Here is a 14257-nt window from a genome sequence, read left to right on the forward strand (position 1 = left end):
GGCTACTCCCCCGCCTGCGGGTCGGCGGTGTCGGTGGGGGTGTCGGACGGGGTGGCGTCCTGCGGGCCGGGCGCGGCCTCGGTGCCCTCGGCGAGGATCCCGTGGAACTCCTCGACGGCCTCCGGCTCGGACTCGATGTGGCCGCGGGCCGCACCGGTCATCGCGGTGCCCAGGTCCTCCGCGGTCACGGTGGCCGGGTCGGCGTCGGCGACCAGGCGGCCGCGGTAGATCACCCGGATGGTGTCGGAGAGGCCGATCAGCTCGTCCAGGTCGGCGGAGATCAGCAGCACCGCGAGGCCGGCCCGCTGGGCGGTCCGGATGTGCTCCCAGATCTGCGCCTGCGCGCCGACGTCCACACCGCGGGTCGGGTGGGCGGCGATCAGCAGCTTGGGCTCGTGGCTCATCTCGCGGCCGATGATCAGCTTCTGCTGGTTGCCGCCGGAGAGGGAGGCCGCGGTGACCTCGATGCCGGGGGTGCGGACGTCGAACTCCTCGACGATCCGCTGGGTGTCACGGCGGGCGGCCGCCGGGTCGAGCAGCGGACCCCGGGAGTTCGGGCTCTCGGAGACGTGGCCGAGGATCCGGTTCTCCCAGAGCGGGGCCTCCAGCAGCAGGCCGTGCTTGTGGCGGTCCTCGGGGATGTAGCCGATGCCGGCCTCGCGGCGGGCGCGGGTCAGCGTGCCGGAGAGGTCCTTGCCGTCCAGGGTGACGGTGCCGGCGTCCAGCGGGAGCATGCCCATGACGGCCTCGACCAGTTCGGCCTGGCCGTTGCCCTCGACACCGGCGATGCCGAGGATCTCGCCCTTGTGGATGCGCAGCGAGATGTCGTCCAGGACCACGCGCTCGATGCCCTCGGCGTCGGTCTTGGCGATCCGCAGACCCTCGACGCTCAGCATCTCGTCGGTGGTGACGGTGGACGCGCGGCTCTCCGGGGAGGGCAGCTCGGCGCCGACCATCAGCTCGGCGAGCTGGCGCGCGGTGACGTTCGCCGGGTCGGCGTCGCCGACCGTGGTGCCGCGCCGGATGACGCTGATCGCGTCCGCCACCGACAGCACCTCGTGCAGCTTGTGCGAGATGAAGATGACGGTGACGCCCTCGGACTTGAGGTCGCGCAGGTTGTCGAAGAGCGCGTCGACCTCCTGCGGCACGAGCACCGCGGTCGGCTCGTCGAGGATCAGGATCTTGGCGCCGCGGTAGAGCACCTTGAGGATCTCGACGCGCTGGCGGTCGGCCACGCCGAGGTCCTCGACCAGGGCGTCCGGGCGCACGCCCAGGCCGTACTGGTCGGAGATCTCCTTGATCTTCGCCTTGGCCTTGGCGCCGATGCCGTGGATCTTCTCGCCGCCGAGGACGACGTTCTCCCAGACGGTCAGGTTGTCGGCGAGCATGAAGTGCTGGTGCACCATGCCGATGCCGCGCGCGATGGCGTCACCCGGGGTGTTGAACTCGCACAGCTCGCCGTTGATCGCGATGGTGCCCTCGTCCGGCTTCTGCATGCCGTAGAGGATCTTCATCAGCGTCGACTTCCCGGCGCCGTTCTCACCCATCAGGGCGTGCACGGTGCCGGTGGCGACGGTGAGGTTGATGTCGTGGTTGGCCACGACGCCGGGGAAGCGCTTGGTGATGCCGCGCAGTTCGACGGCCGGTGTCGCCGTCCCCGCGCTGGGGGTACCGCCCTTGCTGAGGGCGGGGTCGGATGCGGTGATGGCGATCTCCTGGTGGTCTGGAGGCGCGTCGTTGCGCTGGAGGGCCAAAAGAAAAAACGGTGGAGGGACGGGACGGGGCCCGGGGGTACGCACTGAGCGCACCCTTCCGGGCCCCTCCCTGATGCTGCGTCAATCATTGCGCTGCCGGGCAGGTGGCAGCGGCAGCGACGTCCGGGCGCGCCTTACGGAGCGGTCGGGACGGTGGTGGCGCCGGTCTTGATGGCGTTGGCGGCCTCGTCGAGCTTGCCCTTGATGTCGTCGATCTTGCCGCCGGTGGTGGCGAGCGAGACACCATCGGCCTTGAGGTCGAAGTTCTTCACGCCGGTGAAGACGGAGCCCTTCTTGGCCGACTCGATGTAGGCGTAGACGGCCTTGTCGACGTTCTTGACCATCGAGGTCAGGATGCTGTTCTTGTACTTCGACAGGGCCGGCTGGCTGGCCTGGTCGGAGTCGACACCGATGGCCAGGGCGCCCTGCTTGTTGGCGACGGCCTCGATGGCGCCGTTACCGGAGGAGCCGGCCGCGGAGTAGATGACGTCCGCACCCTTGTCGAGCTGGCCCTGCGCGGCCTCCTTGCCCTTGTCGGGCGAGTTGAAGCCGGAGAAGTCCGGGGGCGTGGTCAGGTAGGTGGTCTCGATCTTGATGTCCGGGGCGACGGACTTCGCACCGGCCACGTAACCGGCCTCGAACTTCTTGATCAGCTCGGACTGCACACCGCCGATGAAGCCGATGTGCTTGGCCTTGCTCTTGAGGGCGGCGGCCACACCGGCCAGGTACGAGCCCTCCTGCTCCGAGAAGGTCAGCGAGGTGACGTTGCTCGGCTGGGTCTGGGAGGCCGAGTCGATGATCGCGAACTTGGTGTTCGGGTTCTCCTTGGCGACCTTCTCGACCGCCGACTGGTACACGAAGCCAACCGCGATGATCGGGTTGTAACCGGCCGTGACCAGGTTCTTGAGGCGGGTCTCCTTGTCGGCCTCGGCCTCGCCGGTCTTGGCGTCGGCCTCGGTGACGGCGACGCCCAGGTCGGCCTTGGCCTTGTCCAGACCGCGGGCGGCGGAGTCGTTGAACGACTGGTCGCCACGACCGCCGATGTCGTAGGCCATACCGACCTTGAGGCTGCCCTCGGAGGAACCGGAGGAAGCGGTGGTGTCGTTGCTCTTTGCGCCGCAAGCGGCGAGCGAGGCGATGCCCAGGGAACCCGAGAGCACAACCGCGGCGAGCTTAGTTGAACGGCGCAAGGGAGTATCTCCTTCTACACGCACCCGTTTAGCGTGGTCGGACGCCACCGTAACGCGCGTAGAACACGGTTGGGTTACGGGCCGCCGGAGCATTCGGGTTGTTATCAAACCGTGGTCTCACGGTCTCCCCGAGGCTCCTTTCCGCTCCACGAGGGGTGCTCGGAACTGGCGCAGCCCAGTTTACGTAACCGAACATAAAGCCCGGATTCCGACAAACCGGGCAGGCCCAGGGCCCGCGCCCCGTGCTCCCCCGCCCCTACGCTCCGCTACCGCCCCACCGGCCCCTGCCCCGCGTCCGGCCCCGCCGGGCCCTGCCCCGCGTCCAGCGCCAGCGCCGCGAACAGCTCCACGCCGACCCCGATCGCCCGCTCGTCCACGTCGAAGCGGCCCTGGTGCAGGTCGCGCACGGTGGTGTCACCGGGGGCGCGGACGCCGAGCCGGGCCAGCGCGCCCGGGGCGTGCTCCAGGTACCAGGAGAAGTCCTCTCCGCCGAGGCTCTGCTCGGTGTCCTCCACCACCTCGCCGCCGTCCGGCCCGAACCGGGCCGTCATGGCGGCGTCCAGCAGGCCCACCGAGACCGCCTCGTTCACCACCGGCGGCACCCCGCGGTGGTAGTCGAGCGTCCACTTCGCCCGGTAGGTCTCGGCCAGCTTGGCGATCAGCTCGTGCAGCAGGTCCGGCGCCTCGCGCCAGCCGGCCAGCTCCAGGCAGCGGACCGTGCCCTCCAGCTCGGCGTGCTGCGGGATCACGTTGGGCGCGGAGCCGGAGGCGATCCGGCCCCAGACCAGGCTGACGCCCCAGCGCGGGTCCATCCGGCGGGCCAGGGCGGCCGGCAGGTCGGCGGCCATCCGGGCGATCGCGGTCACCAGGTCGGTGGTCAGGTGCGGGCGGGCGGTGTGGCCGCCGGGGCCGTCCAGGTGGAGCACCAGCCGGTCGCAGGCCGAGGTGATCGCCCCGGTCCGCAGTCCGATCCGGCCGACCTCCACCTTGGGGTCGCAGTGCACCGCGAAGATCCGGCCGACGCCGTCCATCCCGCCCGCGTTGATCACGTCCAGCGCCCCGCCCGGCATGACCTCCTCGGCGGGCTGGAAGACCAGCCGGACCGGGCGGCGCAGCTCGCCGGTGCGGGCGGCCTCCGCCAGCAGCAGGGCCGTTCCCAGTACGACCGAGGTGTGCACGTCGTGGCCGCAGGCGTGGGCCCGGCCCGGGACGGTGGAGCGGTAGGGCACGTCCGTCTTGGCGTCGTCGATCGGCAGGGCGTCGATGTCCGCGCGGAAGGCCAGGAACTCGGCGCCGCGCGCCGTCCCGGCCGGGACGATGTCGACGATCATCCCGGTGCCGCCGGGCAGCACCCGCGGGGCCAGGCCGGCCGCCGTCAGCCGGTCACGCAGCAGGCCGGTGGTGCGGAACTCCTGCCGGCCCAGCTCCGGGTGCCGGTGCAGATCGCGGCGGAAGGCGATCAGTTCGGGCTCCAGCGCTCTGACCCTGCCGCGCAGGTCGGCGGCGGGGCGGGCGGCGGTGAGCGTGACGGCCGGCTGGTCGGAGTCAGGACGGTTCATCTCAACAAGAGTAGGCCTGTTGGGGGGATTTGGCCCGACTTCCCGAAAAGAAGTCCCCGGATGGGCGCATACCGGCCGGGCAGGTGGGTATGACATCTCGTTTCAGCCGCCTTCCCCTGGTGCGTGCCCTGTGCAACGACCGTCCGCGCCGACGGTCACGGGCGCGCGGGGACCGCGGTGTGACGATCCTTCAGAACCGCTCGGTGGGGGTGTGCGTTCCCCACACCTCGCGCAGCGCGTCGCAGACCTCACCGAGCGTGGCCGTGGCCGCCAGCGCCTCCCGCATCGGGTACAGCACGTTGTCGCGGCCCGCGGCCGCCCGGCGGAGCGCGTCCAGCGAGCGGCGGACCGCCGCCGAGTCCCGCCCGGCCCGCAGCCGGGCCAGCCGTCCGGCCTGCTCCGCCTCGATCGCCGGGTCCACCCGCAGCGGCCGGTAGGGCTCCTCGGCGTCCAGGCGGAAGCGGTTCACCCCGACCACCGTCCGCTCCCCGGAGTCGGTCTCCTGCTGGACGCGGTAGGCCGTGCGCTCGATCTCGGCCTTCTGGTGGCCGGCCTCGATCGCGGCCACCGCGCCGCCCAGCTCCTCGACCCGGGCCATCAGCGCCAGGGCGGCGGCCTCCACCTCGTCGGTCAGCGACTCGACCACGTAGGAGCCGGCGAACGGGTCGACGGTCGCGGTCACGTCGGTCTCGTGGGCGAGCACCTGCTGGGTGCGCAGGGCCAGCCGGGCGGCCTTCTCGGTGGGCAGCGCGATCGCCTCGTCGAAGCTGTTGGTGTGCAGCGACTGGGTGCCGCCGAACACCGCCGCCAGCGCCTGCACCGAGACCCGGACCAGGTTGACCTCGGGCTGCTGCGCGGTCAGCTGCACCCCGGCGGTCTGGGTGTGGAAGCGGAGCATCTGCGACCTCGGGTCCTTCGCGCCGAACTCCTCGCGCATGACGCGGGCCCAGATCCGGCGGGCGGCGCGGAACTTGGCCACCTCCTCCAGCAGCGTGGTGCGGGCCACGAAGAAGAAGGAGAGCCGGGGCGCGAAGTCGTCGACCGCCATGCCGGCCGCGAGCGCGGTGCGGACGTACTCGATGCCGTTGGCGAGGGTGAAGGCGATCTCCTGCGCCGGGTCGGCCCCGGCCTCGGCCATGTGGTAGCCGGAGATCGAGATCGTGTTCCACCGGGGGATCTCGGCCCGGCAGTACCGGAACACGTCCGCGACCAGCCGCAGCGAGGGCTTGGGCGGGAAGATGTAGGTGCCGCGGGCGATGTACTCCTTCAGCACGTCGTTCTGCACGGTGCCGGTCAGCCGGGCCGGCGGGACGCCCTGGGCCTCGCCGACCAGCTGGTAGAGGAGCAGCAGCGGGCCGGCCGGCGCGTTGATCGTCATCGAGGTGGAGACCTCGCCCAGCGGGATGCCCTCGAACAGGACGCCCATGTCCTCGACGCTGTCGATCGCCACCCCGACCTTGCCGACCTCGCCGGCCGCGAGGCGGGCGTCCGAGTCGTAGCCCATCTGGGTGGGCAGGTCGAAGGCGACCGAGAGGCCGGTGGAGCCGCCGGCGATCAGCTGCCGGTAGCGGGCGTTGGACTCGGCGGCGGTGCCGAAGCCGGCGTACTGGCGCATCGTCCACGGCCGGCCGGTGTACATGGTCGGGTAGACGCCGCGGGTGTACGGGTACTCCCCCGGCCGGCCGAGGCGTTCCTGCGGGTCCCAGCCCTCCAGCGCCTCGGGGCCGTAGAGCGGCTCGACGGGGAAGCCCGACTCGGTGCGACGCGGCTCGGCTGCCATGGTGTCCTCCCGGGGGGTGCACTCCATCCCCTCGCAATCTAGGCCCCGTCGGGCCGCGCGGACACCATTGAGATGATCGGCACAACGACCGGATATCTCAGGAGTGGCAATGAGCGAGCAGAAGGTGGCCGTGGTCACCGGTGCGAGCAGCGGAATCGGCGCGGCGACCGCCCGCCGGCTCGCGGCCGAGGGCTTCGACGTGGTGCTGACCGCCCGGCGGACCGAGCGGATCGAGGCACTGGCCAAGGAGATCGCCGGCACCGGCGGTTCGGCCCGGGCGGTCACGCTGGACGTGACCGACCGGGCCGCCGTGGACGCCTTCGCGGCCGGGGTCGGCCGAGTGGACGTCCTGGTCAACAACGCCGGCGGGGCGATCGGCGCGGAGTCGGTGGAGGCCGGCGACCCGGCCGACTGGCTGGCCATGTACCAGGTGAACGTGCTGGGCGTGCTGCACGTGACGCAGGCGCTGTTGCCGGCCCTGCGGGCGAGCGGCGACGGCACCGTCCTCGTCCTCTCCTCCACCGCGGCGCTGGCCGCGTACGAGGGCGGCGGCGGCTACGTGGCGGCGAAGCACGCGGCGCACACCATCGCGGCGACGCTGCGGCTGGAGCTGTGCGGCGAGCCGATCCGGGTGATCGAGATCGCGCCGGGCATGGTGAAGTCCGAGGGCTTCGCCGTCACCCGGTTCCGCGGTGACGAGGACAAGGCGGCTGCCGTGTACGCGGGCGTGGCCGAGCCGCTGACCTCGGAGGACGTCGCGGACACCGTCGCCTGGGCGGTCACCCGGCCCTCGCACGTCAACATCGACCTGCTGGTGGTGCGCCCGCGCGCCCAGGCGGCCAACCACAAGGTGCACCGGGCCTGACGCCCGGCGGGCGGGCAGCCCGGGGGGCCATGATCGGACGTGTCGGCCGCCAGTGGTACACACGTGCGATGAACACTCTCCGGGCTGCCCGCCCGCGGGTCCTGCTCGCCGCCCTGGCGACCGGCACCCTGCTCCTCGTCTCCGCCTGCAACGACAGCACCAAGCCCGCTCAGGACCAGGCCGCCGGCACCTCCCCGGCCACCACAGCGGCCCCGACGGCCACCGCGACGCCGACGCCGACCCCCAAGCCCACGGGTGCCGACGACCCGGCGCTCAAGCCGTTCTACGGCCAGCAGATCGCCTGGGCCGCCTGCCCGGCCGACCCGGCCGCCGCCAAGGCCAAGATCGACATATCCGGGATGCAGTGCGGGAAGCTGCACGTCCCGCTCGACTACGCCAACCCCGGCGCCGACGCCCTCGACCTCGCGCTGATCAAGCTGCCGGCCGCCAAGCCCGAGCAGCGGATCGGCTCGCTGATGGTCAACCCGGGCGGCCCGGGCGGTTCCGGCGTCGAGATGGTCAAGTACGGCGCCAAGGAGTACGACGGCGCCCTGCACAACCGCTTCGACGTGATCGGCTTCGACCCCCGCGGCACCGGCGAGAGCTCGCCGGTCGTCTGCTTCGACGACAAGCAGATGGACGCCCGCAACGAGTCCGACACCCCGCTCGACCCGGCGGCCCGCAAGGCCGAGCACGTCAAGAACGCCACCGAGCACGCCGCCGCCTGCCAGGCGAAGTCCGGGAAGCTGCTGCCCTTCGTCGGCACCCGCAACACCGCCCGCGACCTGGACGTGCTGCGCGCCGTCTCCGGCGACAAGAAGCTCAACTACCTCGGCATCTCCTACGGCACCTACCTCGGCGCGCTCTACGCCGAGGAGTTCCCGCAGAACACCGGCCGGCTGATCCTCGACGGCGCCGTCGACCCCGCCCAGGACAAGCTGGACCACGGCGTCGACCAGCAGATCGGCTTCGAGAAGTCCTTCGAGCGCTTCGCCGCCGACTGCGTGGAGAACCACGGCGCCGAGTGCCCGCTCGGCAAGGACCCGGCCAAGGCCGCCAAGAAGGCCGCCGACTTCCTCGACGGCCTGCGCGACCACCCGATGACCGCCAAGGACGGCCGCAAGCTCGGCACCGACCTCGCCTGGACCGGCGTCATGTCGATGCTCTACGGCGACGAGAAGATCGCCTGGCAGAACCTGCGCAACGGACTCGGCTGGGCGATGATCGGCAACAAGCCGGACCCGCTGCTGTCGTTCGCCGACGGGTACAACGGCCGCGACGAGAACGGCCACTACAGCCCGATGGACGAGGCGAACGGCGCGATCAGCTGCGCCGACAGCTCCCGCCCGGCCCCGACCCCCGAGCGCGCCCAGCAGCTGGTGGCCAAGCTCCAGGCGGAGGCCCCGCTGATCTCCAAGGGCGTCTCGGTCGAGGACTACACCGAGCCCTCCTGCGCGTACTGGCCCTTCAAGACCCCGGAGAAGCCGCACACCATCCGGGCCGAGGGCAGCGCCCCGATCCTGGTGGTCGGCTCCACCGGCGACCCGGCCACCCCGTACGCCTCCGCCGAGGCGCTGGCCAAGGGCTTCGCCAACGCCACCCTGCTGACCCGGGTGGGCGAGGGCCACGGCGCCTTCGGCAAGGGCAACGGCTGCATCGACGCCGCGCTGGAGGCCTACCTCGTCGACGGCACGATGCCGGCGGCCGGGACGCGCTGCTCCTGACGGCACGAGCGGGCCCCGGCGGCGGCGCCGGGGCCCGGGCCGCAGCGGGCCGGCACGCGGGTCCGCACCGGGCCGACAGCCGGGTCCGCCGACGGACGGGAACCGGGAGGGCGCTGACACCGAGGTGTCAACGTCACGACTTGATAGCTCGATCGGATGAATTCCGCGCGCACCCTCCCCAACCGATGACTGCTCAACTACGGTTGAGCCGCTGCCCGGCGGGCGCTGGACACCACCCCGCAGCCTCGATACTTCATCTGCTCCACCTCCCGTTCCACCGGCCCCTTCCCGCCCTCACGAGGAGGACCCGCTGGCCAGCGACATCCCGTCACAGCGGCTCGACCCCCGGTCCGAGCCGACCCTCCTCGGGTTGCACCGCTTCAACGAGGCCGACGCCGGCGCCGCCGAGGAGGCCCTGCTGGCCTGCTGCGGCAGCCACCGCTGGGCCCTCCGGCTCACCGCGCACCGGCCCTACCCCGACATAGAGTCCCTGCTGGCCGCCGCCAGCGAGGCCTCCTACGACCTGCGCCCGGCCGACCTGGCCGAGGCCCTGGCGGACGAGAGCTGGATGCCACAGCCCCTGCTCGGCATGCGCGCTCCCGGCAGCCAGGCCGCCCACACCGCACTGCGCGCGGCCCACGCCGCGTACGAGGCCCGGTTCGGGCACGTCTTCGTGGTCTGCCTGGAGGGCGTCGCCCCCGAGGAAATGCTCGACACCGTGCTCGGCTCCATCCGCACCCGGCTGGCCAACGACCCGGACGAGGAGCGGCTGATCGCCTCGGACGAACTGCGCCGGATCGCGCTCACCCGGCTGGAGCACCTGGTCGCGACCCACTCGGAGGCCGGGGCGCGCTGAGCCCGGCTCACCTCCTCGCCTGCGCGGCGCGGAGCTTGGCCACCTGCTGCCGGACGATCCGCTCGTCCGGGGCGGGGGCCGGCTCCGCGCCGACGCCCACCGTGGTGAAGACCGCCAGCGCCGGGCCGACCCTGGCCACCACCGCACGCTGGGAGAGCACCACCGATCCCGATTCATTCGTCAGGGTGAACCCGGTGACCGCCTCGGCTCCCCCGAGCGTGGGCGTGTCGTCCCGGGTCAGCCGGTGCTTCGTCCGCACCCCCTTCCGGTTCCGGTCGGAGGGCGGCGCCGGGGCGGTGGAGGTGAAGGAGGCACACGCGTCGAACAGCTCCTCCAGCCCCTCCTGGAGCTGCGCGGCCCGCCCGGGCCGGTAGCCCAGCAGTCCTCCGTACACCCCGCCCCGCGGATCCGCCGCCCGGGCCACGCTCAGGTCGGTCTCGGTGTACGGGTCCCCCGGACCGGGCGTGGGCGAGGTGCCGCCCACCGACACCGCCGGGGTCACCGCGTCCAGCAGCGGCTGGCAGGCGGGCAGGTCGGCCACCTCCCGGGCGCCGCCCGAGCCGGTCTCGCCGTGACCGGGCGTCATCACCGTCACCGTGTACCCGGGCCCGAGGTCGGCGTCGGCCACCGCGGCCGCCCGCAGCTCGGCGGCGGACAGCTCGCGGGCCGGGCCGGCCCGGTCGGCGGAGCCCCCGACCGTGGTGCAGCCCGCCGCCAGCAGCAGGGCGCAGACGACGGCGGGGGCGGACGGGCGGGACGGGCGGAGCGGCACGGGGGCCTCGTCAGGGTGTCGGCGCGGGAGCGGGCGGCCACCGTAGCGCACCCGGACGGTCACCCTGCGTACACATCCAGGCCTTGGTTCCCGCCCTACTAGGCCAGTCGTGCCTGATTGATCACACCTTGGGCCCCCGGAGGCGGTTCACGAGAAGGCGTCGATAGGATGCTCGCGGCCGGTGGACCGTACCCGGCCGGGCTGACCGACACCGAAGCCGGCCGAGCCCCCAATCCGCTTCCGGAGGGTTTTTCCGTGCCGGCTGGAACGCTGTACCGCGGCCGGGAAGGCATGTGGAGCTGGGTGGCTCATCGAGTCACCGGCGTCCTCATCTTCTTCTTCCTGTTCGCCCATGTCCTGGACACCGCGCTGGTGCGGGTGTCGCCCGAGGATTACGACAACGTCATTCAGACGTACAAGACGCCTCTGGTGAACCTGATGGAGTACGGCCTCACGGCCGCCATCCTGTTCCACGCGCTCAACGGCCTGCGGGTCGTCGCCGTCGACTTCTGGTCGAAGGGCCCGAAGTTCCAGAAGCAGATGCTCTGGACCGTCGTCGGGGTGTGGGTCGTCCTGATGGCCGGCGCCTTCTACCCGATCCTTCAGCACACGCTGCTCACGTGGTTCGGGAAGTGATCTGAGACATGTCCACGGAAATCTCCGACGCCCTGGTGGTCCCCTCCGCCCAGGCGCACACCGGCAAGGGCCTCGGCACCGGTAACCCGGCCGACGCCTTCGTGATCGAGCCGGCCCGCCAGCGGAGCACGAAGACCCCGCGCCGCACCCGCACCAACTTCGAGATGCTGGCCTGGCTCTTCATGCGCCTGTCCGGCATCGTCCTCGTGGTGCTGATCCTGGGCCACCTGCTGATCATGCTGGTGCTCGACGGCGGCGTCTCCAGGATCGGCTTCGCCTTCGTGGCCGGCCGCTGGGCCTCGCCGTTCTGGCAGGGCTGGGACCTCACGATGCTCTGGCTGGCCATGCTGCACGGCGCCAACGGCATGCGGACGGTCATCAACGACTACGCCGAGAAGGACTCCACCCGGCTCTGGCTCAAGGGGCTCATGGGCGTCGCCACGGTCTTCACCGTGCTGCTCGGCACCCTGGTGATCTTCACCTTCGACCCCAACATCTGAGCCGCGAGCATCTAATCGGACATCGGCAGAGGCCAGAGGCGAGTTAACCCCCCATGCAGATTCACCAGTACGACACCGTCATCGTCGGCGCCGGCGGCGCCGGCATGCGCGCGGCCATCGAGTCGACCCAGCGCACCCGCACCGCGGTGCTCACCAAGCTCTACCCCACCCGGTCCCACACCGGCGCGGCCCAGGGCGGCATGTGCGCCGCCCTCGCCAACGTCGAGGAGGACAACTGGGAGTGGCACACCTTCGACACGGTCAAGGGTGGTGACTACCTGGTCGACCAGGACGCCGCCGAGATCATGTGCAAGGAGGCCATCGACGCCGTCCTCGACCTGGAGAAGATGGGTCTCCCCTTCTCCCGCACCGAGCAGGGCCGGATCGACCAGCGCCGCTTCGGCGGTCACTCCCGCAACCACGGCGAGGCCCCGGTCCGCCGTTCCTGCTACGCGGCCGACCGCACCGGCCACATGATCCTCCAGACGCTGTTCCAGAACTGCGTCAAGCACGGCGTCGAGTTCTTCAACGAGTTCTACGTCCTCGACCTGCTGATCAACGAGGGCAAGACGGCCGGCGTCGTCGCCTACGAGCTGGCCACCGGCGAGATCCACGTCTTCCAGGCCAAGTCGGTCGTGTTCGCCTCCGGCGGCACCGGCAAGTTCTTCAAGGTCTCCTCCAACGCCCACACCCTCACCGGTGACGGCCAGGCCCTGGTCTACCGCCGCGGCCTGCCGCTGGAGGACATGGAGTTCTTCCAGTTCCACCCGACGGGCATCTGGCGCATGGGCATCCTGCTCACCGAGGGCGCCCGCGGCGAGGGCGGCATCCTGCGCAACAAGGACGGCGAGCGCTTCATGGAGCGCTACGCCCCCGTCATGAAGGACCTCGCGTCCCGTGACGTCTGCTCCCGCGCGATCTACACCGAGATCCGCGAAGGCCGCGGCTGCGGTCCGGAGGGCGACCACGTCTACCTGGACCTCACCCACCTGCCGCCGGAGCAGCTGGACGCCAAGCTGCCGGACATCACCGAGTTCGCGCGCACCTACCTCGGCATCGAGCCCTACACGGACCCGATCCCGATCCAGCCCACCGCGCACTACGCCATGGGCGGCATCCCGACGAACGTCGAGGGTGAGGTCCTGCGCAACAACACCGACATCGTCCCGGGCCTGTACGCGGCCGGCGAGGTCGCCTGCGTGTCCGTGCACGGCGCCAACCGCCTCGGCACCAACTCGCTGCTCGACATCAACGTGTTCGGCCGTCGCGCGGGCATCGCCGCCGCCGACTTCGCCAACGCGAACGACTTCGTCGAGCTGCCCGAGAACCCGGCCGAGAAGGTCCAGGCCCTGGTCGAGGGCCTCCGCGAGTCCACCGGCACCGAGTCCGTGGCGCAGATCCGCAAGGAGCTGCAGGAGACCATGGACGCCAACGCCATGGTCTACCGCACCGGTGCCACCCTGAAGCAGGCCGTCGAGGACATCGCCGCGCTGCGTGAGCGGTACAAGAACGTCGCCATCCAGGACAAGGGCTTCCGTTACAACACGGACCTGCTGGAGGCCGTCGAGCTGGGCAACCTGCTCGACCTGGCCGAGGTGCTGGCCGTGTCCGCGCTGGCCCGCGAGGAGTCGCGCGGCGGTCACTACCGCGAGGACTTCCCGACCCGTGACGACGTGAAGTTCATGCAGCACACCATGGCGTACCAGGAGGTGGCCGAGGACGGCACCACCTCCATCCGCCTCGACTACAAGCCGGTCGTCACGACCCGCTACCAGCCGATGGAGCGTAAGTACTGATGAGCACTCCGACTGTGGAGAAGCACTCGGCCGCTCTGGACGCGGTCGAGGCCGGTGGCACGCAGCTGATCACCGTCACCTTCCGGATCCGCCGGTTCAACCCGGAGGAGCACCCGGACCCGGTGTGGGTGGACTACCAGCTGGAGATGGACCCGAAGGAGCGCGTCCTGGACGCGCTCAACAAGATCAAGTGGGAGCAGGACGGCACCCTCACCTACCGCCGTTCCTGTGCCCACGGCATCTGCGGCTCCGACGCCATGCGGATCAACGGCCGCAACCGGCTGGCGTGCAAGACCCTGATCAAGGACGTCAACCCGGAGAAGCCGATCACGATCGAGGCCATCAAGGGCCTCACGGTCCTCAAGGACCTGGTCGTGGACATGGACCCGTTCTTCCAGGCGTACAAGGACGTCATGCCGTTCCTCATCACCAAGGGGAACGACCCGACGCGTGAGCGCCTGCAGTCCGCCGAGGACCGCGAGCGCTTCGACGACACCACCAAGTGCATCCTGTGCGCCGCGTGCACGTCGTCCTGCCCGGTCTTCTGGAACGACGGCCAGTACTTCGGCCCGGCCGCGATCGTCAACGCGCACCGCTTCATCTTCGACTCGCGCGACGAGGGTGCGGAGCAGCGGCTGGAGATCCTGAACGACCGCGAGGGCGTCTGGCGCTGCCGGACCACCTTCAACTGCTCGGAGGCCTGCCCCCGTGGCATCGAGGTCACCAAGGCGATCCAGGAAGTGAAGCGGGCGCTGGTCACCCGCCGCTTCTGAGGCACCCCGCCCGGCACACCGGAGGCCCCCGCCCGATCCACCGATCGGGCGG

The 14257-nt window shown here is 71.2% G+C and carries 12 protein-coding genes; 7 read left to right on the top strand and 5 right to left on the bottom strand.

Annotated features, from left to right (window positions below; genetic code table 11):
• Positions 1–2 precede the first annotated feature (2 nt).
• From ABZ885_RS11125 to ABZ885_RS11140, 4 genes are all read right to left on the bottom strand, one after another.
• Positions 3–1634 carry an ABC transporter ATP-binding protein gene (locus tag ABZ885_RS11125; RefSeq protein ID WP_360186426.1) on the bottom strand — a complete coding sequence of 544 codons (1632 nt, stop codon included), beginning with the start codon at positions 1632–1634 and terminating at the stop codon, positions 3–5.
• 254 nt (positions 1635–1888) lie between these two features.
• A complete protein-coding gene (locus tag ABZ885_RS11130) occupies positions 1889–2944 on the bottom strand; it encodes a BMP family ABC transporter substrate-binding protein (RefSeq protein ID WP_360186397.1) in 1056 nt (351 codons plus the stop codon).
• Positions 2945–3210: 266 nt separating this feature from the next.
• A complete protein-coding gene (locus tag ABZ885_RS11135) occupies positions 3211–4503 on the bottom strand; it encodes an amidohydrolase (protein WP_360186400.1) in 1293 nt (430 codons plus the stop codon).
• A gap of 190 nt (positions 4504–4693) precedes the next feature.
• Positions 4694–6283: a methylmalonyl-CoA mutase family protein gene (locus tag ABZ885_RS11140; protein ID WP_360186403.1), complete on the bottom strand. Its 1590-nt coding sequence runs from the start codon at positions 6281–6283 to the stop codon at positions 4694–4696.
• Positions 6284–6392: 109 nt separating this feature from the next.
• On the opposite strand from ABZ885_RS11140, the gene ABZ885_RS11145 reads away from it, so the two are divergent.
• The 3 genes from ABZ885_RS11145 (at position 6393) to ABZ885_RS11155 (ending at position 9728) form a co-directional block, all read left to right on the top strand.
• Positions 6393–7148, top strand: a complete 756-nt coding sequence (locus tag ABZ885_RS11145; protein WP_360186406.1) for an SDR family oxidoreductase — start codon at positions 6393–6395, stop codon at positions 7146–7148.
• Between the two features lie 68 nt (positions 7149–7216).
• Positions 7217–8872 (top strand): alpha/beta hydrolase, encoded by a 1656-nt coding sequence (locus tag ABZ885_RS11150; protein ID WP_360186409.1) that lies wholly within the window; start codon positions 7217–7219, stop codon positions 8870–8872.
• Positions 8873–9242: 370 nt separating this feature from the next.
• Complete coding sequence (locus ABZ885_RS11155) at positions 9243–9728, top strand: 2-oxo-4-hydroxy-4-carboxy-5-ureidoimidazoline decarboxylase (RefSeq protein WP_360186412.1); 486 nt, start codon at positions 9243–9245, stop codon at positions 9726–9728.
• Between the two features lie 7 nt (positions 9729–9735).
• Here ABZ885_RS11155 and ABZ885_RS11160 read toward each other — a convergent pair whose 3' ends face one another.
• Complete coding sequence (locus ABZ885_RS11160) at positions 9736–10500, bottom strand: hypothetical protein (RefSeq protein ID WP_360186415.1); 765 nt, start codon at positions 10498–10500, stop codon at positions 9736–9738.
• 255 nt (positions 10501–10755) lie between these two features.
• Between ABZ885_RS11160 and sdhC the strand changes: the two genes are divergently transcribed.
• From sdhC to ABZ885_RS11180, 4 genes are read left to right on the top strand one after another with little or no spacing between them, the layout of a single operon-like run.
• On the top strand, positions 10756–11136 hold the full coding sequence (gene sdhC, locus ABZ885_RS11165; protein ID WP_360186429.1) for a succinate dehydrogenase, cytochrome b556 subunit: 381 nt from the start codon (positions 10756–10758) through the stop codon (positions 11134–11136).
• A gap of 8 nt (positions 11137–11144) precedes the next feature.
• Positions 11145–11636: a succinate dehydrogenase hydrophobic membrane anchor subunit gene (locus ABZ885_RS11170; protein WP_360186418.1), complete on the top strand. Its 492-nt coding sequence runs from the start codon at positions 11145–11147 to the stop codon at positions 11634–11636.
• Between the two features lie 53 nt (positions 11637–11689).
• Positions 11690–13432, top strand: coding sequence for a succinate dehydrogenase flavoprotein subunit (gene sdhA / locus ABZ885_RS11175; protein ID WP_360186420.1), 1743 nt, complete (start codon positions 11690–11692; stop codon positions 13430–13432).
• Positions 13432–14205, top strand: coding sequence for a succinate dehydrogenase iron-sulfur subunit (locus ABZ885_RS11180; protein WP_360186423.1), 774 nt, complete (start codon positions 13432–13434; stop codon positions 14203–14205). Before sdhA ends, ABZ885_RS11180 begins: the two co-directional genes overlap by 1 nt.
• Positions 14206–14257: the final 52 nt, after the last annotated feature.

The organism is Kitasatospora sp. NPDC047058 (assembly GCF_040643935.1).
Classification (GTDB): Bacteria; Actinomycetota; Actinomycetes; order Streptomycetales; family Streptomycetaceae; genus Kitasatospora.

Excerpts from the sequence above, each read along its gene's own strand:
- ABZ885_RS11135 (WP_360186400.1), bottom strand. The coding sequence starts at position 4,503 with ATGAACCGTCCTGACTCCGACCAGCCGGCCGTCACGCTCACCGCCGCC.
- ABZ885_RS11140 (WP_360186403.1), bottom strand. The coding sequence starts at position 6,283 with ATGGCAGCCGAGCCGCGTCGCACCGAGTCGGGCTTCCCCGTCGAGCCG.
- ABZ885_RS11145 (WP_360186406.1), top strand. The coding sequence starts at position 6,393 with ATGAGCGAGCAGAAGGTGGCCGTGGTCACCGGTGCGAGCAGCGGAATC.
- ABZ885_RS11150 (WP_360186409.1), top strand. The coding sequence starts at position 7,217 with ATGAACACTCTCCGGGCTGCCCGCCCGCGGGTCCTGCTCGCCGCCCTG.
- ABZ885_RS11170 (WP_360186418.1), top strand. The coding sequence starts at position 11,145 with ATGTCCACGGAAATCTCCGACGCCCTGGTGGTCCCCTCCGCCCAGGCG.
- sdhA (WP_360186420.1), top strand. The coding sequence starts at position 11,690 with ATGCAGATTCACCAGTACGACACCGTCATCGTCGGCGCCGGCGGCGCC.
- ABZ885_RS11180 (WP_360186423.1), top strand. The coding sequence starts at position 13,432 with ATGAGCACTCCGACTGTGGAGAAGCACTCGGCCGCTCTGGACGCGGTC.